The sequence below is a fragment of the Halomonas elongata genome (genome assembly GCF_029081005.1).
Lineage (GTDB): Bacteria > Pseudomonadota > Gammaproteobacteria > Pseudomonadales > Halomonadaceae > Halomonas > Halomonas elongata_B.
This window is the reverse complement of record NZ_JAJQTQ010000011.1, coordinates 32,577-55,928: the sequence shown is the minus strand read 5'-3', so window position 1 is coordinate 55,928 and position 23,352 is coordinate 32,577. Positions and strand designations below refer to the sequence as shown.

General features: G+C 64.4%; 19 protein-coding genes. 8 read left to right on the top strand and 11 right to left on the bottom strand.

Going from position 1 to position 23,352, the window contains the following annotated elements:
• Positions 1-21: 21 nt before the first annotated feature.
• The 7 genes from LU493_RS09975 to gorA form a co-directional block, all read right to left on the bottom strand.
• Entirely contained in the window at positions 22-1,230 is a 1,209-nt protein-coding gene (locus tag LU493_RS09975; RefSeq protein WP_275287645.1) for a DNA glycosylase AlkZ-like family protein, read from the bottom strand.
• Positions 1,231-1,289: 59 nt separating this feature from the next.
• On the bottom strand, positions 1,290-1,601 hold the full coding sequence (locus LU493_RS09970; RefSeq protein WP_275287644.1) for a helix-turn-helix domain-containing protein: 312 nt from the start codon (positions 1,599-1,601) through the stop codon (positions 1,290-1,292).
• Positions 1,602-1,669: 68 nt separating this feature from the next.
• On the bottom strand, positions 1,670-2,680 hold the full coding sequence (locus tag LU493_RS09965) for an AraC family transcriptional regulator (protein WP_275287643.1): 1,011 nt from the start codon (positions 2,678-2,680) through the stop codon (positions 1,670-1,672).
• Positions 2,681-2,817: 137 nt separating this feature from the next.
• On the bottom strand, positions 2,818-3,231 hold the full coding sequence (locus LU493_RS09960; protein WP_275287642.1) for an ectoine synthase: 414 nt from the start codon (positions 3,229-3,231) through the stop codon (positions 2,818-2,820).
• Positions 3,232-3,324: 93 nt separating this feature from the next.
• Complete coding sequence (gene ectB, locus LU493_RS09955; protein WP_275287641.1) at positions 3,325-4,590, bottom strand: diaminobutyrate--2-oxoglutarate transaminase; 1,266 nt, start codon at positions 4,588-4,590, stop codon at positions 3,325-3,327.
• Positions 4,591-4,672: 82 nt separating this feature from the next.
• Positions 4,673-5,251, bottom strand: coding sequence for a diaminobutyrate acetyltransferase (gene ectA, locus LU493_RS09950; RefSeq protein WP_275287640.1), 579 nt, complete (start codon positions 5,249-5,251; stop codon positions 4,673-4,675).
• A 338-nt stretch (positions 5,252-5,589) separates the two neighbouring features.
• Positions 5,590-6,951, bottom strand: a complete 1,362-nt coding sequence (gene gorA / locus LU493_RS09945) for a glutathione-disulfide reductase (RefSeq protein ID WP_275287639.1) — start codon at positions 6,949-6,951, stop codon at positions 5,590-5,592.
• Between the two features lie 160 nt (positions 6,952-7,111).
• On the opposite strand from gorA, the gene can reads away from it, so the two are divergent.
• From can to LU493_RS09905, 8 genes are all read left to right on the top strand, one after another.
• Positions 7,112-7,765: a carbonate dehydratase gene (gene can, locus LU493_RS09940; RefSeq protein ID WP_064698455.1), complete on the top strand. Its 654-nt coding sequence runs from the start codon at positions 7,112-7,114 to the stop codon at positions 7,763-7,765.
• Between the two features lie 166 nt (positions 7,766-7,931).
• On the top strand, positions 7,932-9,509 hold the full coding sequence (locus tag LU493_RS09935; RefSeq protein WP_275287638.1) for an ABC transporter substrate-binding protein: 1,578 nt from the start codon (positions 7,932-7,934) through the stop codon (positions 9,507-9,509).
• A gap of 129 nt (positions 9,510-9,638) precedes the next feature.
• Positions 9,639-10,685, top strand: a complete 1,047-nt coding sequence (locus LU493_RS09930) for an ABC transporter permease (protein WP_275287637.1) — start codon at positions 9,639-9,641, stop codon at positions 10,683-10,685.
• Positions 10,682-11,623, top strand: a complete 942-nt coding sequence (locus tag LU493_RS09925) for an ABC transporter permease (protein WP_275287636.1) — start codon at positions 10,682-10,684, stop codon at positions 11,621-11,623. The genes LU493_RS09930 and LU493_RS09925 overlap by 4 nt, the downstream gene beginning before the upstream one ends.
• 5 nt (positions 11,624-11,628) lie before the next feature.
• A complete protein-coding gene (locus LU493_RS09920) occupies positions 11,629-12,648 on the top strand; it encodes an ABC transporter ATP-binding protein (RefSeq protein WP_275287635.1) in 1,020 nt (339 codons plus the stop codon).
• A complete protein-coding gene (locus tag LU493_RS09915) occupies positions 12,648-13,694 on the top strand; it encodes an ABC transporter ATP-binding protein (protein WP_275287634.1) in 1,047 nt (348 codons plus the stop codon). The genes LU493_RS09920 and LU493_RS09915 overlap by 1 nt, the downstream gene beginning before the upstream one ends.
• Before the next feature lie 156 nt (positions 13,695-13,850).
• Positions 13,851-14,771, top strand: a complete 921-nt coding sequence (locus LU493_RS09910) for a LysR family transcriptional regulator (protein ID WP_275287633.1) — start codon at positions 13,851-13,853, stop codon at positions 14,769-14,771.
• Positions 14,768-15,793: a hydrolase gene (locus tag LU493_RS09905; RefSeq protein WP_275287632.1), complete on the top strand. Its 1,026-nt coding sequence runs from the start codon at positions 14,768-14,770 to the stop codon at positions 15,791-15,793. The genes LU493_RS09910 and LU493_RS09905 overlap by 4 nt, the downstream gene beginning before the upstream one ends.
• Here the strand turns inward: LU493_RS09905 and msrA are convergent.
• The 4 genes from msrA to LU493_RS09885 are packed head-to-tail and all read right to left on the bottom strand — an operon-like array spanning position 15,774 to position 23,148.
• Positions 15,774-16,388 carry a peptide-methionine (S)-S-oxide reductase MsrA gene (gene msrA / locus LU493_RS09900; RefSeq protein WP_275287631.1) on the bottom strand — a complete coding sequence of 205 codons (615 nt, stop codon included), beginning with the start codon at positions 16,386-16,388 and terminating at the stop codon, positions 15,774-15,776. The two genes, LU493_RS09905 and msrA, sit on opposite strands and share 20 nt — an antisense overlap.
• A 29-nt stretch (positions 16,389-16,417) precedes the next feature.
• Complete coding sequence (tamB, locus tag LU493_RS09895; RefSeq protein ID WP_275287630.1) at positions 16,418-20,437, bottom strand: autotransporter assembly complex protein TamB; 4,020 nt, start codon at positions 20,435-20,437, stop codon at positions 16,418-16,420.
• An 11-nt stretch (positions 20,438-20,448) separates the two neighbouring features.
• Positions 20,449-22,305 (bottom strand): autotransporter assembly complex protein TamA, encoded by a 1,857-nt coding sequence (gene tamA, locus LU493_RS09890; protein WP_275287629.1) that lies wholly within the window; start codon positions 22,303-22,305, stop codon positions 20,449-20,451.
• Positions 22,306-22,338: 33 nt separating this feature from the next.
• Entirely contained in the window at positions 22,339-23,148 is an 810-nt protein-coding gene (locus tag LU493_RS09885; RefSeq protein WP_275287628.1) for a hypothetical protein, read from the bottom strand.
• Between the last annotated feature and the right edge of the window lie 204 nt (positions 23,149-23,352).

The following is a 23,352-nucleotide window of genomic DNA, read 5'->3' as shown; positions in this document are numbered from 1 at the left end:
CATGTGGGGAGCGACGGTATGTCATTTGGCGGCCCTTTGCCATGCCCGTCGAGCCTCGCGACCCAGGCCCCTGGGCAACACGACCCGTTCGGCATCCAGGTAGTCGAGGAAATCTCCGGCCGCCCGTTGCAGTGCCTCGGGCAGCCCTTCGGGCAGACGGGATGGGAGGATGTCGCCTTCCCAGTGCCAGGCGTGAATGGCCAGGACGCCCTTTCGACACTGAGCGTCGAAGCGCGCGACGAAGCGATCCCCCCATAATACCGGCAGCACGTAATAACCCCAGCGGCGCTGTTCGCGGGGCTTGTAGACTTCCCACACATAATCGAAACCGAAGACACGAGAAATTCCGCGGCGGTCCCACATCAGCGGATCGAGGGGCGCACAAAACCGCATGGTTCGATCCGTGGCACATGATGACGCGACATCATCCAGGCATGCCATGCTCTCGGGAGTGGCCCAGTAGCGTTCACCTTCCACGTCTAGCTCGATCAGGGTCCCCTTGTCGAGGGCTCGAGAGGCGATGCGGTCGCGCTCGGCGCGCCGACAAGGCAGAAACCAGACGGCGGCATCGGCCGTCGGACGCAGGAGGCCGACGGCCTGTACGCGACGCACGATCAAGTGTTCCAGCGCATCATCCTCATCGACGTTCGCGGTACATGCCCCATCCGGCAATACGCGTGCGGGCAGATCATAGGCATGGCGACCATTGACGCGATGATGGGTCATCAAGCGTCCGGAGTCCCACAGAGCCTTGAGCAGGTGGCGTGAGCGCTTGGGGCCATACCAGCTGCCGCGCAGGGCCGGATCGGAGCTCTGGTCTCCCAGCTCGAGGCTCGTCGAGGGCCCCCGCTGCTCGACCTGATCGAGGATCTCCCGGGCCTCGGGCGAACCGATATCGACACCACGCTGCTCCCAGCGCCGGGCGAACCAATGATGGAAAGGCATCTGGGCCCACCACTGTTCGGGCGGTATCAGGCTGGCCTGCTTGTCCCACCCATCGACCAGCAGTCGACGACGATAGGCCGCCTCCTGCCAATCGCCCTGCCGGTAGCCCGGCACTCGCGATTGCAGCACCAGGTCGGGGTTGGTGCCGAGCGGTGCCAGCGGATCGAACTGAATGGTACCCAGACGCTGGATCGCCGCCGCCAGCGGTGCCGATCGACCATGATGGCGGACCAGCAGGCGTCGGGCATCGGCAAGGCTCAGGGTGAGGCGTTGTCGTGCGGTCATCGTCGGTCCTTGGCAATCGGATGTTCAGGGACGGCCTGATTGTTCACGCCCCCGCGGCATCATGGCAAGTGCTTGTCGAAGCCCAGCGCGATCAAGGCTTCATGGGCAACGCGCACGTCCTCCGGTACGTTCTGTCGACACTGGAAACCGCGTTCTGGATAAACCATGATTCTCTGCATGTCGCCGACCATGAGATGCAGGATCAACTGCGGATCCGGCCAACGATGCAGGTAGTCTATCAGCTCGACGTTCTCGCACTGTTCGCCGAGCTGTCGTCGAAACATGGTGGCAAAGGCACCGGGGCTTTCGTACCCGAGATCCAGGGCAATACGGGTGACGGGCTCCCCGGCGGCGAGGCGTGGCAACGCCATGACGGCACAGGCACGCTTGCGTGATGCTGGGCATGCTGGTTTGAGTTGCCTGGATGGTATCTCGAGGCTCACGCTCGCAGCCTGTCGCGTTTCCCCTCTGCGCGGACCGCTCCGGGCGGTCGCCCCGTCACCCGCTTGTAGGCACGGCTGAAGGCGGCCTGGGAGCCATAGCCGAGGCGCTGGGCAACGACGTCGATGGGCTGTGCGTCCCGACTGATCCACTGGGTGGCCAGACGCATGCGCAATTCGGTCATGTAACGATGAGGGGTCAGCCCGGTGACGGTCAGGAAGCGTTCGGCGAAGACCGACCGAGAGCTGCCCATCTGGTTCGCCAGTTCGGCAACCGTCCATTGACGTCCGGGCTCGCGATGCATGGCCGCGATAACGCGCCCCAGCCTGGGGTCGCGCAGGGCCTCGACCCAACCGGAGGCGTCACCACAGCCGCACTCGACCCAACCCCGCACGATGAAGGCAGAGACGACATCGGCAAGCCGCGACAGAATGCTCGCGAAACCCGCCCGCTCGGCCTGCGCTTCGCGCTCCATGGCCTGCAGGATCGGCAGTATCTCGGGATGCCGATCCAGGAGCGTATCGACACGCATCACCTCGGGCATCAAGCCGACGAGCGGATGCATGCCGCCGAGATCGAACTCCATGCAGCCGCTGAAAATGACGGCCCCGCCCTCCTGGCAGTCTTCCGGGGGACCGTCACGCACCGCGCTGACGGCCTTGCAGAGGGGGGCAGCCTCGAAGCTGGCGATATCACGACTGGCGGATTGGTCCGGCGATGACAGCAGCTCATGAGGGCCACCGCGTGGCAGTAGCACCGCATCACCGGCTTCGAGCCGGTGCACGGCACCGCCGGGGCTACGCAGATACACTGGCCCTCGGGCGATGAAGTGGAAGTGAGCCCACCCGGCGATGGTGCCGAAGCCTTCGATGCCGAAGGGAGGAGCCGCTTGAATGCGGCGGTACTGGATGCCGCTCAGACGCATGCCGCACAGGAGCTCGCTGACCAGGTCGTTGGGCATGCTCCGACCACTGTCGGGTCGCCGATGGCTGGACGATGAATCAAGCATGGCGCGATCATAGGCATGAAAAATCCGACATGTCCAGCCGTCGGGACGTCACCACGAGATCGCGCCACGCGCATAAAGAACGAGCCCCCGATCGGTGACCGGGGGCTCGTTCCTGCACGCAGCGGCTCAACGCCAGATTACAGCGGCTTCTGGTCGTCGGCCTCGTCGGCGGGCGCGTAAGAGCCGTCTTCGCGGTGCACTTCGTTGCCGGTCAGACCCGGGGTGAACACGCAGGCCAGGTGCATGGTCTTGCTGGCCCGCAGCAGGTGTTCGTCGTGCTGGTCGAGGATATAGATATCGCCCGGCTTGATGGGCCAGATCTTGCCATCGGCCAGGGTTTCCACTTCACCCTCACCCTCGATGCAGTAGACGGCCTCGAAGTGATGCTTGTAGTGGATATGGGTCTCGGTACCCTCGAAGATGCGGGTGATGTGGAAGGAACAGTTACCGCCATCCTCGGCCAGCGACAGACGGGTGCTGTCCCAGTTGCCGTTCTCGGCGGTGACCATGCGGTCGGTCTGGCGCGCTTCCTCGAGATTGCGAACGATCATGTCGACTCTCCGGTGAATCAATGACGGGCCGGCCGCCTGGCGGCCGGCCGATACAGGATGCCACGGGCTGGCCCGGTGGCGAACATCAGGCGATCAGCTGAAGGCCTGCTTGGTGCTGGCTTCGAGAATGTCCAGCCCCTCGATCAGGTCTTCGTCGGGAATGGTCAGCGGACACAGGCACTTGACCACTTCACCGTCCTGACCGCTGGTCTCGATGATCAGCCCGTTCTCGAAGGCCTGATGGGTAATCTTGTCGGCGATATCGCCGGAACCGACGTCGATCCCGCGCATCAGGCCGCGACCGCGCTCCGAGGCTTCGATGCCGTTCTCGCTCAGCCAGGCGGCGATCTTGCCGAAACGCTCCTCGACGATGCGGGCCTTGCGCTGCACGTCACGCTCGAAAGTGTCGTCGCTCCAGTACTTGCGCATGGCGGCGGCGGAGGTGGCAAAGGCCAGGTTGAAGCCGCGGAAGGTGCCGTTGTACTGGCCGGGCTTCCACTTGTCGAGCTCGGGACGCATCAGTACGTGGGCGAACGGCAGGCCATAGCCGGACAGTGACTTGGAGTTGGTCACGATATCCGGCGTGATACCCGCATGCTCGAAGCTGAAGAACTTGCCGGTCCGGCCGCAGCCCGCCTGGATATCGTCGATGATCAGCAGGATATCATGGGCATGGCAGATGCTCTCGAGACGCTTGAGCCACTCCAGGCCGGCGACGTTGATGCCGCCCTCGCCCTGCACCGTCTCGACGATCACCGCAGCGGGCACATCCAGGCCACCGGACTTGTCGCCGAGCAGTTTCTCGAAATAGTCGAGGGTGTCGGTGCTGCTGCCGAGATAGCCGTCGAACGGCATGAAGGAAGCTGCCTGGGTCGGCACGCCGCCGGTGGCCTCGCGGAACTTGCGGTTTCCGGTGGTCGCCAGCGCGCCCATGGTGACGCCGTGGAAGCCGTTGGTGAAGGAGACGATGTTGTGACGTCCCTTAGCCACCCTGGCCAGACGGATGGCCGCCTCGACGGCATTGGTGCCTGTCGGTCCAGGCAGGTGCACCTTGTACTCGAGCCCGCGCGGCTTGAGGATCACCTCGTCGAGCGTCTCCAGGTAGTCGCGCTTGGCCGCGGTCCAGAAATCCAGGCCGTGAACGATCCCGTCGCTGTCGATGTAGTCGAGCAACGCCTGCTTGAGGTGCGGATTGTTGTGGCCATAGTTCAGGGTGCCGGCACCGGCCAGGAAGTCGATGTACTCGCGCCCTTCCTCATCGGTCAGGCGGGCGTTGTTCGCCTTGGTGAAGACCACCGGGAAGGAGCGGGAATAGGTCCGAACGTCGGACTCCATGCGTTCGAGGGTCTGGGTCTGCATTGCGACCTCCTGTGGGATGAAAGTGATGAATCGAGAAGACGGGGAACCGGCCCGTACCGGGCCGGCTAGGCGGCGTTCCGGCTCAGATCTGGTCGGTCTGGAACGGGCCGATGCGAACGAGGTTTTCCGGGTCATGCTCACCGCCGAGTTGATCGGTGGAAAAGTATTCGCGGCTGTTCAACGGCGCCTGCCAGCGATCGGCGAGGCGGCGGAACAGGCCCCAGGAGGCCTGGTTGTCGGGGGTGATCGTGGTCTCGAGATGATGCACCTCGGCCATTTCCTGGCGTGTCATCACGGCCTCCACCAGGCGGCGAGCCAGGCCGGTACCGCGCGCCTTTTCGCCCACGGCAACCTGCCAGAGGAAGTAGGTATCGGGCGCGTTGCTCTTCACGTAACCGGAGACAAAACCGACGATCTCGCCCTCCTCGTTGGTCGCCACGGCGCAGCTATCGCGGAACTGGGTGGCCAGCAACAGGTAGGCGTAGGCGGAGTTGACGTCGAGAGGGGGGCAGGACTTGACCAGCTCGTAGATGCCCCAGCCGTCATCGGGGCTGGGTTTGCGGATGAAAAGCGGCGAGGCCTCGTGGCCGACCACGGCATCGGCCACGCTGGGCTTGGCCAAGTCGGCGGAGGTCGTAAAGGGCTCTGAGGTTGCGTTCATTGTCGTGGTTCGCTGTAGCGAATTTGCTCGGCATCATAACAGCCGCTTATGATCATTTCAAAAGCCAGGTTATCTTGCTTGCTTCAATCCATAATACAAAATTATGGTCTAGTGCCCAGGCCGCGTCTGTGGCGGTTTCTTCCCTGAGAAGATATCGGCACATCATGAAGGTGTCAGCGTTCTATCGTACCTCCTTCGAGTTTAGCCTAGATCCTTGGTGTCGAGCGCCGGGGATGACGGCGATAGCGACACGCGGGCCCTCTCTTCAGTGTTCCCGTAACGCAGCGGGCCACCTCAGGGTGGCCCGCTCGAATGACGCTGTCGTGACAGTTCGAGGCTCAACGACGCGTCGGAGTCCGCATGGTCACGAATTCCTCGGCGCCGGTGGGATGGATGCCCACCGTCTGGTCGAACTGGGCCTTGGTCAGCCCGGCCCGCACGGCGATGGCAATGCCCTGGATGATCTCGCCAGCCTCTTCCCCCACCATGTGGGCGCCGACCACCACGTCCGTGGCGTCATCGACGATCAGCTTCATCAAGCTGCGTTCGCTGCTGCCGGAAAGCGTATGCTTCATGGGGCGGAAATCGGCACTGTAGACGCGAATCGCCTCGAAGCGCTCGCGGGCCGCCTCTTCCGACAGGCCGACGGTACCGATGTTCGGATGACAGAACACGGCGGTGGCCACGCGCTCGTAATCCAGCGGCTCGGGCACGGTGTCGGCGAAGTGATGCTCGACCAGCTTCATGGCCTCTTCCAGCGCCACCGGCGTCAACTCGGGGGCCCCCGTGACATCGCCGAGCGCCAGGATCGAGGGCACCGAGGTCTCGAAACGCTCGTTGACCTCGAGGGACCCATCGTCGTTGGTGGCGACATCGAGCCGGTCGAGGCCGAGCCCGGCCAGGTGGGGCCGACGCCCGGTGGCGGCGAGCACCGCGTCCACTTCGAGCGTGCGCCCGTCCGTCAGCGTGACCTTGAGCCCGGTCGCTACCTTCTCGATGGCTTCGATGTTGGTGTTGAAGTGCAGGTTGACGCCCTTCTTGGCCATCTCGTCGCGGGTGAATTCGCGCACCTCGTTGTCGAACCCGCGCAGGAACAACTCGCCGCGATAGACGAGATGGGACTCGCTGCCCAGGCCATTGAAGATGCTGGCGAACTCCACGGCGATGTAACCCCCGCCGAGTACCAGGAAACGTTGCGGGAACTCATCGAGATCGAAGACCTGGTTGGAGTTCAGGGTCAGCTCATTGCCCGGAAAATCCGGCACCCAGGGCCAGCCGCCCACGGCCACCAGGATCTTCTCGGCACTGATCGTCTCGCCGCCGACCTCGACGTGGTGCGCGTCGACCACGTTGGCACGGCCATTGATCAGGCGCACGTCGGCGTTGTCCAGCAGGCGGCCATAGATGCCGTTGAGACGCTTGATCTCGCCGATCTTGTTATCGCGCAGGGTCGCCCAGTCGAACGACGGCTCGGCGCTCAATTGCCAGCCGAAGCCGCCGGAGTCCTCGAAGGCCTCGTGGAAATGGGCCGCATAGGAATACAGCTTCTTCGGCACGCAACCGACATTGACGCAGGTGCCGCCGAGATAACGGTCCTCGGCCACGGCGACCCGAGCCCCTGTGGCGGCGGCGGTGCGAGCGGCGCGCACTCCGCCGGACCCCGCCCCGATGACGAACAGGTCATAGTCGAACTCTGACACGTGATTCTCCTGTGAACGATCGGGCCCCAACCAGGCCCATTGGGCAATGGCGCGATCATACCAGCCAAGGTGACGCCTCGGGAGAGCGGTTGACCCATATCCCCGCTGGCGGTAAAAGAAGGCTCCTTCGTCTTTCGTCCCATCCTGCCGGAGCCCGACCATGAGCAACGACATCGACACCTTGCTGGAAAACAACCGCGCCTGGGCGGAGCAGATGTGTCGCGATGATCCCGACTTCTTCGCTCGTCTGGCGCGTCAGCAGACCCCGGAATACCTGTGGATCGGCTGTTCCGACAGCCGCGTGCCGGCCAACCAGATCATCGACCTGCCCCCCGGAGAAGTGTTCGTTCATCGCAATGTCGCCAACCTGTTGCACCACAACGACATGAACGCCCTTTCGGTGGTGCAGTTCGCGGTGGACGTGCTCAAGGTCAAGCACATCATGATCGTCGGCCACTACGGTTGCGGCGGCATTCGTGCGGCGGTCACCGGCGGCGAGTGCGGCATCGTCGATTACTGGCTGCACTCGGTGCGCGACCTCTACAGCCAGCATCGCGCCTCGCTGTCTTCGCTGTCGCAGGACGAGCAGGTCGACCGCATGTGTGAACTCAACGTCGAGGCCCAGGTCAAGAACCTGTGTCGCACCAAGATCATTCAACGCGCCTGGCAGCGTGGCCAGGAGCTCTCCGTGCATGGCTGGGTCTATGGCCTGAGCGACGGGCGCGTTACCGACCTGGAATGCAGTGTCCACGGGCTCGATCAGGTCGCTCAACTGTATCGGATCGACCGCGTCACACCCGCCAGCGAAGACTGAGCGCCCTCCTCGCGCCCGGCGTCGTTATTCGCCGGGCGCATGAGGTGTGTCACAATTTCGATTGTGCGCTTCCCCTCTACCTCTCTATGTTGGTGAATGGACCATAATGGTCATCACGACCGCCGGTCGTGATACCGATAACAATCCATCCGGCATGGAACGACACATGACAATCAAGAAGACTCTGCTGGCTAGCGTCATCGGCGCCGCCATGACATCCGCTGCCCTCGCCCCGGCCGCCCAGGCCGACACCACGTTGCGCATGGCCTACGACGCCGACCCGGTGTCACTGGACATCCATGAGCAACTGTCCGGGGGTATCCTGCAACTATCGCACATGTCCTTCGACCCGCTGGTGCGCTGGACCCAGGATCTCGAGATCGAGCCGCGCCTGGCGACCGACTGGGAACGGGTCGACGACACCACATTGCGCATGACGTTGCGCGATGGCGTCGAGTTCCACAGCGGCAATGCCTTCACCGCCGAGGACGTGGTCTGGACCATCGACCGGCTCAAGCGCAGCCCGGATTTCAAGGCGATCTTCGCCCCCATCGCGAGTGCCACGGCGGTCGACGAGCATACCGTCGAGATCAAGACCGAGAAGCCCTATCCACTGCTGCTCAACCTGGCGACCTATATCTTCCCCATGGACAGCCAGTTCTACTCCGGGGAGGACAGCGACGGCGACCCCAAGGACGAGATCGTCAAGAACGGCAACTCCTACGCTTCGCGCAATATGTCCGGAACCGGTCCCTTCGAGGTGACCGAACGTCAGCAAGGCGTACGCGTCGCCTTCGAACGCCACGACGACTACTGGGATGAGGCGTCGCCGGGCAATGTCGACAAGATCGTGCTGAAGCCGATCGGCGAGAACGCGACGCGAGTGGCCGCCCTGCTCTCCGGCGATGTCGACTTCATCGCACCGGTACCGCCCAACGACCTGGAGCGTGTCCGCGAAGATGACAACGCCCAACTGGTCACCATGTCCGGTACGCGGATCATTCTTTTCCACATGAATCAGGAACGGGTCGAGGCCTTCCAGGACCCTCGTGTTCGTCAGGCCTTCGCCTATGCCATCAACCAGGAGGGCATCGCCGATCGTCTGATGAAGGGCTTTGCCACACCCGCCGCCCAACTCTCGCCCGAGGGCTACGCGGGTCATAATGCGGAGCTGGAGCCCCGCCATGACCTGGAGAAGGCCAAGCAGTTGATGGCCGAGGCCGGTTATGAAGACGGCTTCGAGATCAGCATGATGGCACCCAACAACCGTTACGTGAACGATGCCAAGATCGCCCAGGCGGTTGCGGCCATGCTCGCGCGCATCAACGTGACGGTAGATCTCAAGACGCTGCCCAAGGCCCAGTACTGGGGTGAGTACGATGACCGGGTTGCCGACATGATGATGATCGGCTGGCATGCCGACACCGAGGACTCGGCCAACTTCCACGAGTATCTTACCGCCTGCCCGGATGCCGACTCCGGCGCCGGCCAGTACAACGCCGGCAATTACTGCAATCCCGAAGTCGACAAGCTGGTCTCCGAGGCCAACCTCGAGCTCGACCAGGCGAAGCGTTCCGAAATGCTGCAGCAGATGGAACAGACGCTGTACGACGAGGCCGCCTTCATCCCGCTGCATTGGCAGGATCTGGCCTGGGCCGCGGATACCAACGTCGACCTCGAGCCGATCGTCAACGTGATGAACTTCCCCTACCTCGGGGATCTCGTCGTCGAAGAAGAAGAGTAATACCTTCCCGCCGCCTCTCGTCTGACCGTGGGCGAGAGGACGGCGATTCGACATCCCGCTCCGTGACACGCCCCCGGCGGGGGCGTGTCACCGCGTGCCCGGGCCTTTCTCGATAATGGAACGCCACTCATGATCGCTTTTCTGATCAAGCGCCTCTTTCATGCGCTGCTGGTGATGTTCGTCATCAGCGTGATCGCCTTCTCCATCCAGGACAACCTGGGTGACCCCATCCAACAGATGGTCGGCCAGTCCGTGCCGGAGAGCGAGCGCGAAGTCCTGCGTGAAGAGCTCGGTCTCAATGACCCCTTCGTGGTCCAGTACCTGCGCTTCGCCGGCAATGCCGCGCATTTCGACTTCGGCTATTCCTACATCTTCAACGAGCCGACCACTCAGGTGATCATGCGCCACCTGCCGGCGACCCTGGAGCTGGTCGCCGCGACGACCTTTCTGATCATCGTGCTGTCGGTACCCATCGGCGTCTATAGTGCCATCAAGCCACGCGCCTGGTTGTCGCGCTTCTTCATGGGCGTCTCGATCATCGGCATCTCGATTCCGGTGTTTCTTACCGCCATCGTGTTGATCCAGTTGTTCGCCATCGGTGTCAGTTGGACGCCCTTCCCCGCCGGTACCGGCTGGGGGGCCTGGCTCAATGACCTGATCACCACCGAGGGCGGCATGCCGGCCTATGGTCGAGGGGATCCGGTGCCTGTCTTCGGCACCTGGGAAACCAACTTCGCCTCGCTCGAGGGCCTGACCTACCTGGTGCTGCCGGCCATTTCGCTGGCCTCGATCATGTTGCCGCTGTTCATCCGTCTGATCCGTGCCGAGATGCTCGAGGTACTGCAGTCCGACTACGTGAAGTTCGCCCGTGCCAAGGGCATCTCGCCGCGGCGCATCTATTTCCTGCATGCGCTGAAGAACACCATGCTGCCGGTGATCACCGTGGGGGGCGTACAGATCGGCACCCTGGTGGCCTACACCATTCTCACCGAGACGGTGTTTCAGTGGCCGGGCATGGGACTGATGTTTCTCGATGCCATCGAACGCTCCGACATACCGTTGATCGTCACCTACCTGATGATCGTGGGGCTGATCTTCGTGATCACCAACACCCTGGTCGATCTGATCTATGGCCTGATCAACCCCACCGTCAAGCTGACAGGGAAACCCGCATGACCACGCTGACGAACCGACCCACGAGTCGTTGGGAGCGCTTTCGCGACTCCTACCTGCTCTACAGTTTCAAGCGCGATCTGATCGCCCAGGTCAGCCTGCTGGTGTTCATCGTCCTGGTCGCCGCCGCCGTGCTGGCGCCCTGGCTGGCGCCGATGGACCCTTACGACCTGACGCAGATCGACATTCTCGCCTCGGAATTGCCGCCCTTCTGGGTGGACGGCAGCGACCCGACCTACCTCATGGGGACCGATGCCCAGGGACGCGACCTGCTGTCGACCATCCTCTACGGCGCGCGGGTATCGTTGATCATCGGCTTCGGCGCCGTGGCCATGCAGGCCGCCCTGGGGGTGTGCTTCGGCCTGTTGGCCGGCTACCTGGGGGGCCGTGTCGATGCCTTCCTGATGCGTCTGGCCGATATCCAGCTGTCCTTTTCCACCCTGATGGTGGCCATCGTCGTCGGCGCCCTGTTCAAGGCGATCTTCGGTGGCGGCACCTTCAGCGACTACGCCGTCCCCCTGCTGGTGTTGATCATCGGCCTGGCCGAATGGCCGCAGTATGCGCGGACCGTGCGTGCCTCGGTGCTCGCCGAGAAAGGCAAGGAGTATGTCGACGCCGCCCGGGTGATGGGCCTGCCCAGCCGCCGCATCATGTTCCGGCATATCCTGCCCAACACCCTGTCGCCGATCTTCGTCATCTCCACCGTGCAGGTGGCCAACGCCATCATCTCCGAGGCGGCACTGTCCTTCCTCGGCCTCGGCATGCCCGAGACCCAGCCGTCGCTGGGCTCGCTGATCAAGTCCGGTTTCGACTACCTCCAGTCCGGTTCCTGGTGGATCACCCTGATCCCCGGCCTGGTGCTGGTGATACTGGTGCTGGTGATCAACCTGCTCGGTGACTGGCTGCGTGACGTGCTAAACCCGCGACTCTACAAGGGCTGAATCTCATGTCTCTACTCGACGTTAACCACCTTGACGTGCGCTTCGCGCTGCGTGGCGGCGATGTCCGGGCCCTGCGCGACGTCTGTTTCAGCCTGGATCGCGGCGAGCGCCTGGGCATCGTGGGCGAGTCCGGCGCCGGCAAGTCGGTGGCCGCTTTCAGCCTGCTCAACCTGATCGCCAAGCCGGGCTACATCGCCGGAGGCAGCATCCGCTTCGACGACCAGGAACTGATCGGCCTGAGCGATCGCAAGCTGCGCAAGGTGCGTGGCCATCGCATGTCGATGATCTTCCAGGACCCGATGATGACGCTCAACCCGGTGCTGACCATCGGTGAGCAGATGCTCGAGTGCCTCAAGGCGCACCGCCGCATCAGCTCGCGGGAAGCCCGCAGCATCTCGCTGAACAAGTTGCAGCAGGTCCAGATCCCCTCTCCCGAGGCCCGGCTCGATCAGTATCCCCACGAGCTGTCGGGCGGCATGCGGCAGCGCGTGATCATCGCCATTGCACTGCTGCTCGATCCCGACATCATCATCGCCGACGAGCCGACCACGGCACTGGATGTGACTATCCAGGCCGAGATCATGGCGCTGTTGCTGGAGCTGTGCGAGAAGCACAATGTCGGCCTGATCCTGATCACCCACGATCTCGGCGTGGTCAGCCAGGTCACCCAGCGCATGCTCGTCATGTACGCCGGTCGCGTCATCGAGCAAGGCCCGACTCGCGAGATCATCAATGACCCGCAGCATCCCTATACCCAGGGCCTGATCAATGCCCTGCCGCAGATGGCCACGCCCGGGTCGCGGCTCAACCAGATCCCCGGCAGCATGCCATCGCTCTCCAACCTGCCGAGCGGCTGCGCCTTCCATCCGCGCTGTACCTTCGTCGAGCGCGCCGATGGCAGTCGCCGTCAGGCCTGCCATGATCAGGTCCCCGAGTTCGTGACGTCCGGCAATTGCCAGGCCGCCTGTCACATGGTCGCCGAAATGATCGAAAGCGAACGCATTCCGGCCGAGGAGCAAGACTGATGAATTCGACCGCCACATCCCCTGCCCCGGATGCCACGCAACCCTTGTTGGCACTACGCGGCCTGGAAAAGCGTTTCTCGCTTTCCGGTGATTTCCTCGAGCAGCTGCAATTCAAGGGCGGCAAGCTGGTTCGCCACCAGGAACACGTGCACGCCATCAACGGTGTCGACCTGGACATCCAGCGCGGCGAAGCGTTGTGCGTAGTGGGCGAATCGGGCTGCGGCAAGTCCACCGTGGCGCGGACCGTGATGGGCCTGATCACGCCGTCCGCCGGCGAGGTCCACTATGCCGGCCAGCGTATCGACGACCTCTCCACCAGGCAGTTGCTGCCCTATCGTCGGCGCATGCAGATGATCTTCCAGAATCCGTATGCCTCGTTGAATCCGCGCATGACGATCCAGCAGACGCTGGAGGAGCCGATCCGGCTGCATCACCCCGACTGGACGGCTCAACGCATCAAGGACAAGGTCGGCGACGTCATGCAGTCGGTGGGCATCGATCCGGACTGGGGCGCGCGCTACGGCCATGAATTCTCGGGCGGCCAACGCCAACGCATCGCCATTGCGCGCGCGTTGGCAGTCGACCCCGAGTTCATCGTCGCCGACGAGCCGATCTCGGCGCTGGATGTCTCGATTCAGGCCCAGGTGCTCAACCTGCTGATGGAGGCCCAGCAGCGCCACAACCTCACCTATCTGTTCATTACCCACGATCTGGCCGTGGTCGAGCATTTCGGCACACGGGTGGCGGTGATGTACCTGGGGCGGGTCTGTGAGGTGGCGCCTACCGCGACCCTCTTCGCGCGTCCCCGACATCCTTACACCCAGGCCTTGATGTCGGCCATTCCGCGACTCGAGGACGACCGTCCGCAGCATATCCGGCTGGAGGGCGAAGTGCCGACGCCGGTTCATCTGCCTTCGGGATGCGTCTTTCATGGCCGGTGCCCCCATGCCGAACGCCGTTGTCGCGAGGAAGTGCCCACACTGATCGCCACCGATGACGGCGGTCAGGTGGCCTGCCATGCCGTGGAAGAGGGGCGAATCGGCTGACCCTCGGCGTTTCTGGCATAATACGGGCGCTCTAATCCAGGTGAGAGCCCGTCGATCCGGGCTCCCCCGGTTTTTTCAAGACGCTATCCGAAACGTCGTGACGCCGTGACCGGTCGATGGCGATCCCGTCGACCGGTCGTCGGCATGAGGGCTGATATGGAAATACGCTGGTTGGAAGATTTCATCGCCCTGGCGCGTACCCGGCACTTCTCCCGGGCGGCCGAAGCACAGAATGTTACCCAGCCGACCTTTTCGCGGCGCATCAAGCTCCTCGAGGAGGAGATGGGAGCGACCCTGATCAACCGGCAGACACTGCCGCTGTCATTGACACCCGAGGGAGAGGAATTCCTGACGCTGTGCCAGGACGTGACGCGCCGTGTGGCCAATACCCGGCAACGACTGGGGCATCTCGCCGAGAGCCAGGCGGGCCAGATTCGTCTGGCCGCACCGCAGAGTCTGCTGGCCAACTTCCTGCCGGAGTGGCTCGACGGCTGGACGGCTCCGCCGCCGGTCAAGCCCTACCTGCGTGCCACCGCCTGGCTGGTGAACGACTATTTCCAGGCGCTGGGGCGCGACGAGTGTGACCTGGTATTGTGCTACTGGCCGGTCGGCGACTGCCCCCTGGAACTCGAGACCGAGGCGTTCGAGTTCCGACGGCTCGGCCACGAGTATCTGATTCCCGTTTCGTTGCCGGAGCCCGATGGACGGCCGCGTTTCGACCTGGCGGGTATCGGACGCCGCTCGCTCCCCTTGATCGCCTATCATCCTCGAGGCTTGATCGACACGGCCATTCGTTGCCACCTCGAGACGCAACCCGATACGCCGGCGTTCAGTGTGCTCAACGAGAGCATCCAGAGCGGCAATATCCGCGAGCTGGTCGGCCTGGGGTACGGACTCGGCTGGCTTCCGCATCGCAGTGTCGCACCGGCACTGACCGCCGGGCAGCTGGTACCCGCGGGGGGCAAGCGTTGGGAAGTGCCACTGGAGATTCGCCTGTATCGGCGTCGTCATGTGGCGCACAAGGCCGTGGACTCGCTCTGGCAGGCCCTGGAGAATGATCGGGGAGACCGATCATGATCGCCGGACGGCACCTTGCCGACTTTCGCCCCCTGCCCGGGTTCGCCAACCGTCACCTGCAGACCCTGCTGCCTCGAACCCTGCCCCGGCCGGCACCGCCCCTCGGCGAGGAGATCTTCGAGCTGCCCGATGGCGATTTCGTCGAGCTCGCCTGGGTCGAATCGCCCGCCCTGCCGGTCGACGCGCCCTTGCTGGTGCTGTTCCATGGCCTGGAAGGCTCGGTGGATTCACCTTATGCACGACACCTGCTGCATGCCGCCGAGCGGCGAGGCTGGCGGGCGATCCTGATGCACTTCCGCGGGTGCGGAACAAGGCCCAACCGATGCCCGCGGGCTTATCACAGCGGGGACACGGCCGATGCTCGCTGGCTGCTGGAGAACCTCGCCCGACGCTATCCGACGGCGCCGAGGGTCGCACTGGGCGTTTCGCTGGGCGCCAACATGCTGCTCAAGCTGGTGGCCGAGGATGCCGGCAACACGCTGGGATTGACCGGCGCCATCGCCGTCGCCCCTCCGGTGGCACTGGCAGCCTGCGCCGATACCCTGGAACGTGGTGTGGCCCGGCTCTATCAGCGGCACCTGCTCGAGGCCCTCAAGGCCAAGGTGTCGCCACGCCTGGCACGTCGTGAACTACCGCTGGCGTTGACCCACGATGACCTGACGCACTGCACCACGCTGAGGGCCTACGACGATGCGATAACCGCCCCGTTGCACGGTTTCAGGGATGCGGCAGACTACTATCATCGCGCCGCGGCCGGCCCGCTACTCGGCGATATCACTTTGCCGACGCTGATCCTGCATGCCGACGACGATCCTTTCATGCCGCCGGGGCTTTATGACGACATGACGCTCGGCGCCGGCATTCGCCTGGAAATCGCCCGTCATGGTGGACATGTCGGCTATGTGGAATGGCTAGACGGCCGACCCGCCAGCTGGCTCGCTCGTCGGGTCGCCCGCCAACTCGATGCCTGGGCAGTTCCTGCCCCGGGCTCGTCACCTGCCTTCAGCTTATCGGACAACTGACACCGGTACCCTTGAGGCCACAGTAGCCGCCGGGATTCTTGTCCAGATACTGCTGGTGATATTCCTCGGCATAGTAGAAGGCCTCGAGCGGCATGATCTCGGTGGTGATCGGGCCCCGGCCCTGCGCCGCCAGGGCCTTGCCATAGGCGTCACGGCTACGCTCGGCCAAGGCGCGCTGCTCATCGTCGACGGTCAGGATGATCGAGCGGTACTGAGGACCGATGTCATTACCCTGCCGATTTCCCTGGGTCGGGTCGTGTGCCTCCCAGAAGTGACGCAACAGGGTATCGAGATCGATCTCTGCTGGATCGAAGACCACCCTGACCACTTCGGCATGACCGGTACGGCCGGTGCAGGTTTCCTGGTAGGTCGGATTCGGCGTGATGCCACCGGCATAGCCCACGGCCGTGACATGCACGCCGGCCAATTGCCAGAACAGCCGTTCGGCGCCCCAGAAGCATCCCAGTCCCAGCACGATCTCTTGCATGCCTTCGGGCCAGGGCGGTGTCATGCGACGTCCGTTGACCCTGTGCAGGGCGGAAATCTCCATGGGCGTGTCACGCCCCACCGGGGCATCTGCCGCTTGTGCGCTCATATGTCGTTTCCTCGTTCGTGACCTGGTGCTTACTCGAGTGACGGTGGGTCCCCCGGCAGGCTGAAGGTGTAGATCAGGTCCACTGCCTGGGAGGCGCCGGAGACGGCCTCCACGTAGAGATTGCGCCACAGCTTGTAGCGCAGGGTCAGCTCGGCGATGGGCGAGAAGACGCCCACACCGTATCCGACACTCAAACGGTCGGTCAGGTTGCCCGTCACCACTACCTGACTGTCTTCCCCGCTGCCGGCGGAGTCCAGTCGCAGATCCTGGATGCCGAAGGCCTCGCCCAGCGCGCCCACGGTGCCGCCGGCCTGCCCCAGGCTCAGGCCGATCAGTGCCGACGTCAGTGCGCCGTCGGCACCGCCACTGGCATCCGGTGCGCGACCGCGCAGCACGTAGGACAGCGCGCGGGACTCATCCATGGCCGGTTCGGAGAAGATCTCGAGGCTCGGGCTCGAGGCCGGGCCGGACACCTGAATGCCGGCGATGACATCGTCTTCGGTGCTGTCGGGATTGCGGATGGCCTCGAAATCCAGCAAGGGTTCGCCGGGCGGGCCGCTGAAATAGAGAATCCCCTCGCGGATGACCAGGTCCTGGGCGAAGGCCCGGAAACGCCCATCCTCGAGATTGACGTCACCGAAGATCTGTACCGGCCCGCCCGCCTGGCGGACTTCCAGGTTGCCGGCCAGGCCCGTCTGCAGGCCATAGGCCGACAGGCGCATGTCGGGGCCTAGTGCCAGGGTGACACGCACATCCATGGCCATGCCGGCCTCGGACATGGCCTCGGCGGTGGACTCGCCCGTCGCCTGGGCGGCTTCCCGGGCCTCGGCTTCCTCTCGGGTGACGATCACTTCATCGGGACTCGCGGATACGGCCGAGGCCGGTACCTGGCCGACCTCCAGGCGTGCCCAGGGAATGCGGACCTCGCCACGCACTCGCAGACGCTCGGGATCGGCCTGGATACGCAGATCCGGCGCCAGGCGTAAACGCCCGAAGCCCGACAATGACGCCTGCAGCGGATCGTCGTTGCCCTGCAGGTTCAGGGCCACCCGCCAGGCATCCGCGGAGGGCCAGCTGGCATCACCGTCGATCTCCAGCCGTCCTCGTTCGCTCGCCACAAAACCATCGAGATCGGCCCGATCGCCATTCAGGTTCACCGTCAGGCGACCATCCGTCACCGACAGAGGCAGCCCCAGTCCAACGGCCTGCAGGCCGGCGAGCTCGAGGCTGCCGTCCAGCCGTGGCTGGTCCCGATTGCCGCCGATCTGGATATTGCCCCCGAGTCCGCCTTCCAGCGTCTTCACGTCGGTGACCAGAGGACGATAGGGGCTCAGGCGCAGGTCATCGACGCTGAGTTCACCATCCAGACCTCCTGCCCCCATGGGATCGTCGACTCCCAGGTCGAGGCGCACCGCCCCGCTGTCGCCCAGGGTCAGCGCCAGGTCGATATCGGCACGGGACGGGGCGGCCTGTAGATCGACGCTGAGTCCCGTGCCGGGCACCGTCCAGGGGTTGCCGTAAGCATCCTGCCCGGCGACCTCGACCTCGCTGTCGAGGTCGGCCTCGGCCTGCCAGGCCGACCCGCCCCGAGACCACTCGGCCACCAGACCGCCCTCGGTGGTGCCGTCGACACGCCACCCGGGCGGCATGGCATCGTTGATCAGATCCATGGGCAGCTCGCGGATGGCCAGTACCGTCCGGCCGGCATCGGGCGACGCCGAGAGTGGTTCCTCGAGGCACAGGCCGCCCCCCTCGTCGCGACGCAGGCAGAATGGCTGTACCTCCACCGCGCTCGAGGCGAGATCGGCGTCGAAGATCAGGGCATCGTCCAGGGCGAGGCGCCCATATTCGGTTCCGGCCTCGAGCGGCGTCAGGCGACCGCTGTAGCCTTGACGATCGCGGTCCATGGCGCCATCCAGGGCCAGGTTCAACGACGACAGCAGGCCATCCGCCGGCCCCTGGACATCCAGCGTCAGACGGTGCTCGGAGAGGCGCCCATCGAGGTTCAGGTCAATGGCATCGAAGGCCTGACCGGCGGCCGCGATCCCCTCGGCGTTCAGTGCCACATCAAGGCTCGGATCCTCGAGACCGGCGACTTCGCCCGTCAGGTCAAGGGCATCCACACGGTTTTCGGCGAAGGCCAGGCCATTGCCGCTCAGGTCCAGGTCCAGCTGGGGCGCCTCGAGGCTGCCCGTCGCGTCGATACCTCCCGAGAGGGCGCCGGCGAGTTCCGGGTACAGGCTCTGCAGGGCCGGCATGTCCAGGTCGACGTTCACCCCGAGTTGCTCGGGCGTCACCTGGCCGTTGGCGCTGAGGCGATTGTCCCCCTGGCGGAATTCGAGGGCCTGGATGTCCCAGTGCATGCGGCTGTCGCCGGCAATCGCCGCGTCGAGATTCAGCGGATAATCGGCCAGGGTGCCATCCACGCTCAAGGACGGTACCTCGACCCGCCAGCCATCGGCATCCTGGGTGAAGGAGACCTCGGCATCGCCGTCGAGCTGGCCGACGAGCCCCTCGACGAAGGGTTCGGGGTTCACGTCGTTCAGGGCGAGGGTCGCGTCGACGGCCAGCCCGTCGGCCCAGTCGACGCGGCCTTCGGTGGTCACGCTGGCCTCGTCCATCTCGAGCGACAGAGGTTCCCAGATGAAATGGGCCAGGTCGCCGCGTCCGGTCAGGTCGAGTTCGGTACGTGGCAGTGTCGGTCCCTGAGCGGCCAGGGTGAGCCGGGCACGATAATCGGTCAGCTCGCCCTCGGCCTCGAGCGACAGATTCTCGGCTCGCCAGGGGGCAGGCGGTGTGTCGCCGCCCTCTTCGCTATCCTGAGCATCGTCCGATGTGGCCACCTTGTCAGTATCGTTCTCGGCGCCGGGCAGCGGCCACTGCAGGGCGGGACTCTGAAAGCTGGCGGTGAAGGGCAATGTCGGGGCCAGGGCATCGAGGCGGGCGGCAAGGCGTGTCTCGACAGGCCCGGTCGTGGCCAGATCGACCTGGAGATCAGCCAGGTTCCCGCTCAACCCGAGTTCGATGCGCTCGCCTGCCAGGGCCGGCATGCGCTCGGGCAGATAGAGATCCGCGTCCAGCTGCGCGTCCAGCGGGTAGTCGCCGCTCAGCGTCACTCGTGCCTGGAGCCTGGCGTCGGCTTCCGGGCTGGCGATCGATAGTGGCGAGATGGTGATCTCCTGGTCGCGTGCCATGACGCTCAACGCCAGTTCCTCGAGGCGATATGCAACGCCTCCCTCCACTGCCGCATCCGTAATCGTCAGTTCGGGCACCTCGACGGCTAACGGCAGATGGATGTCCGGCAGTTCGATGCGCGGTTTATCGTCCAACGACTGACTGGCCATGCCCGCGGCTTCCGGGGCAGCGCCGGCAGGCAACGGAGAGTGGGTGGCAATGGAAGCGTCGATGGCCGACGCCGTCAGGATCGGCCCTTCATGCTCGCTTTCGCTGAGTGCCAGTTGGTTGCCTGACGAGAGCGGCAGGGTCAGGCGCGCGCCTGCCAGCCGGGTCGGCAGCAGTCGCAGGGTGCTCGCCTCGGCCACTGCCCCGGTGGTGAAAGCCTCCCAGCGCAGCCGGGTGCCATCGGCGAGCCGAACCTCGACGTCGCTCAGGGTCAGTTCGCGCAGTTCGATGGGGAACGGCAGTTCGATCGGTCCGGGCAACCCTGCCCCCTCGCCCTGCTCTTCCTCCGTCGGGGGCGGAGTCTCGCTCGAAGCGAGTCGCACCCGGGTACCCTGCACATCGAGACGATCCAGGCAAAGCCGGCCATCGAGCAGGCAGTCGTCGGCCCAGGCCAGTTCCAGGCGCTGGATGGCCACGCTGGCCGGACCGGCATCGAGACGAAAGTCTTCGAGTATCAGGGTATCCAGAGGGGCGCCTTCGGCATTGGAAAAGTCGTAGAGCCCCATGCGCTTGCCCTGATCTAGCAACAGGCCAGTGCCCCAGGGAGACAGGGCGATGCCCAGTATCAGCAGCAGCAGACCGATGAACCAGAACGGCAGCAGGATCAATAGACGGGCCAGGGCCCAGGTCAGGCGACGAACTCTCACGTGGCGGCCTCTCAGAATTCCGGTCCGATGGAAAAGTGGATGCGAAAGGCATCCTCGTCATCGAAGGGGTGAGCAACATCGAAGCGGATCGGCCCTACCGGCGAGATCCACCGAACGCCCAGCCCGGCGCCGGTCTTGAGCTCCTCCGGCCACCAGTCGGTGAAGGCGTCGCCAGTATCCACGAAGGAGGCCAGCCACCACTTCTCGGCAACCCGGCGTTGCGCTTCGAGACTCGCCACGAAGCGTTGTTCACCGCCGATCAGCCGGCCTTCATCGTCTTCCGGGGAAAGGCTTTCATAGGCATAGCCTCGCACACTGTTGTCACCGCCGGTGAAGAAGCGCAGCGATGGCGGAATGTTGCCGAAGTCGTCGGTGCCGATGCTGCCGATACCGAGCCGGCCGACGAAGCGATTGTCGTCACCGAGCATGCGGATCCACTGAGTATCGCCGTTGACCCGAAAGAATTCGGCATCCGACCCCCAGGCCTCGTTGGAATACTGGACGGTGAGCTGCTGGCGATCACCCCAGGTCGGGAACGTCGGGTTGCGCGTGCGGGTCCGGGACCAGCGCACCCCAGGATACAGCAGCAGTACCTGATTGGACTCTCCCGCCTGGGTAAAGTCTTCATAGGTACCACGCAGGTAAAGATACTGCTCCCAGCCATTGTCGAACTTCCAGCGGCGGCCGAACTCGACGCTGGCCTCGAGGGACTCGGTGTCGTCGCTGTTCTTGTTGCGAAGGCCGTACTGCAGTTCGTAGTTGTCGCGCAGCGGATCCTCGAGGGGCATGGTGTAGGTGCCACTGAACTTCTGCTCGGGACCGGACACGTAGAGATCGTGATCCCAGCTGTGGCCGTAACGGTTGACCCAGGGCTGGTTCCAGGTGAGCCGGGCCCGGGGGCCGACATCGGTGGCATAGCCGATACCGGTCTCGAACTGATGACGATCGGCCGGCGTGACCAACACATCGATGGGCACATGGGGCGTCTCGGGCGCCTGCAGCTCGTCGGTCGCCTCCAGGGCCGGCGAACCGATGCGCGGTGGAGCCGGCGGCGCCTGGGGAATGCCGGCCACGTCCAGCGAGTACCACCAGCCGGCCTCCCGGGCCGGGAGGGCCAGGCTTGTCGCGCCCTGGTCGAGGCGTGGACGCACGCTGACCGAGCCGAACCATTCGGTCTGCCCGAGGTTCTGATTGAAACGGGCCACCTCACCGGCGAGATAAGGGGCGCCCTCCTCGAAGGGCACCAGATTCTGGAGCCGAGCGGGCTCGATATGCTCGCCCTGGAAGTAAACCTTTCCGAAACGATAGCGCTGACCGCTCTCCAGCCCCAGTGACAGGCGCGCGCTGTGATCCCAGGGACGCACTTCCAGACGACGCTGGGTGAAACGCCAATCGAAATAGCCGCGCTGCAGGGCCAGTCCGGAGAGCCGGCTGCGCAAGGAGTCGAAAGGCGCATGACGCAACACGTCCCCCTCCTTCTGGGGATAGGCCTCGATGGCCTCGCTGAAGGGCGGATCCTCGGCCGCGGCGCCTTCTACCGCGAAATTCAGGCGTTCGATGCGCACCGGCTCGCCCTTGTCGACATCCAGATCGACCCTGGAAGGGGCCTCGGGATCATCGAAACGTACCGTCAGGGTCGGATCGTAATAGCCGAAGGGGCGCAACGCTTCGGACGCGAGACGACGTACCTCGTCCTCCAGTCGCTCGGCCTGGTACTGGGACGTTTCCAGGCCGTCGAGGTAGATCTCGATGTTTGCGGCCAGCTTGTCCTCGACGCCTTCTATCGAGGCGTCGAGCGCCAGGGTCGGCGACGCCACGCCAAAGCACAGCGCTCCGGCCCCGAGGCGTGTGAACACGCGATTGTCCATAATATCGAAGGCTTCCTGGCTGACGTCTCGTGACTACTGCAGGGCTTCCAGCTGAGCACTCAACGCCAGTTGCGTCTGACGCAGATCACGCAGCTCCGTCTGCATTTCCTCCAGGCGTGACGACAGCGTCGCCACCTGGCTACGGTCATCTTCTCGCGAACCGGAGAGGGCTTCAATGTCGCCCTCCAGGCCCGACACCCGCTCATTCAGCGTTTCCAGATCGGCATTCAGGGTCGAGAGGCGTTCGTCGGTCTGCTCTGTCGCCTCGGCAAGGCGTGATTCGTCCGCTTCCAGTGCATCCTCCAGGGTGTCGAGGTGTTCCTGGAGCGTACCGCGCCCCTCATCGCCGGCACGCTCCAGGGCGTCGAGGGAATTCCGTACGGCCGACAGGGTCTCGTCACGCACTTCGGCCTCTTCCATCAGGCTCGTCAGTCGATCGGCGAGTTCGGTCAGGCGTTCCCGGGTGGGCGTCAGGGTTTCATCCTCCCACTGTGTCAGTCGTTCTTCGATACGCGGGTCGATGTCTTCCTGGCGAGACTCGAGCGTCTCCAGGCGGTCCTGCAGGGATGACAGGGCCTCGCCACGTCCCTCCTCGGCATCGAAGCGGGCATGAACATTGGACAGCTCCCCGCCGAGACGAGTCAGTCGCTGCTGGACATTCTGATGGAACAGCCAGCCGGCGGTGGCCAGGCCGGCCAGCATGAGGAGCAACAACAGGATCAGGCACCATAGCGGCCATAACCGAACCCTCGGGGCGGGATGCGAACGATGGCCGACCAGACTGGCATCCGGGTCCGGAACGATCGGTCGGTTGAACCGGCTATCTTCCGGGCGCTCTGCCATGACGATCTCCTTGAGCGATGTGACGGATGAGTGCGGCTGTGGCGGGGCGTACCGAGGCACCGTATCCAGCAGCCGGCATTGGGCCCCCGGGGGGCGAGTGATATGATGCCGCCGACCGGACAGGCACAGCACACTGAATAGTGTAAAGTTTTTTGTCGGCGGAGCGCACGGGGAAATATCAACGAGCGATGATATGCCGTCTTC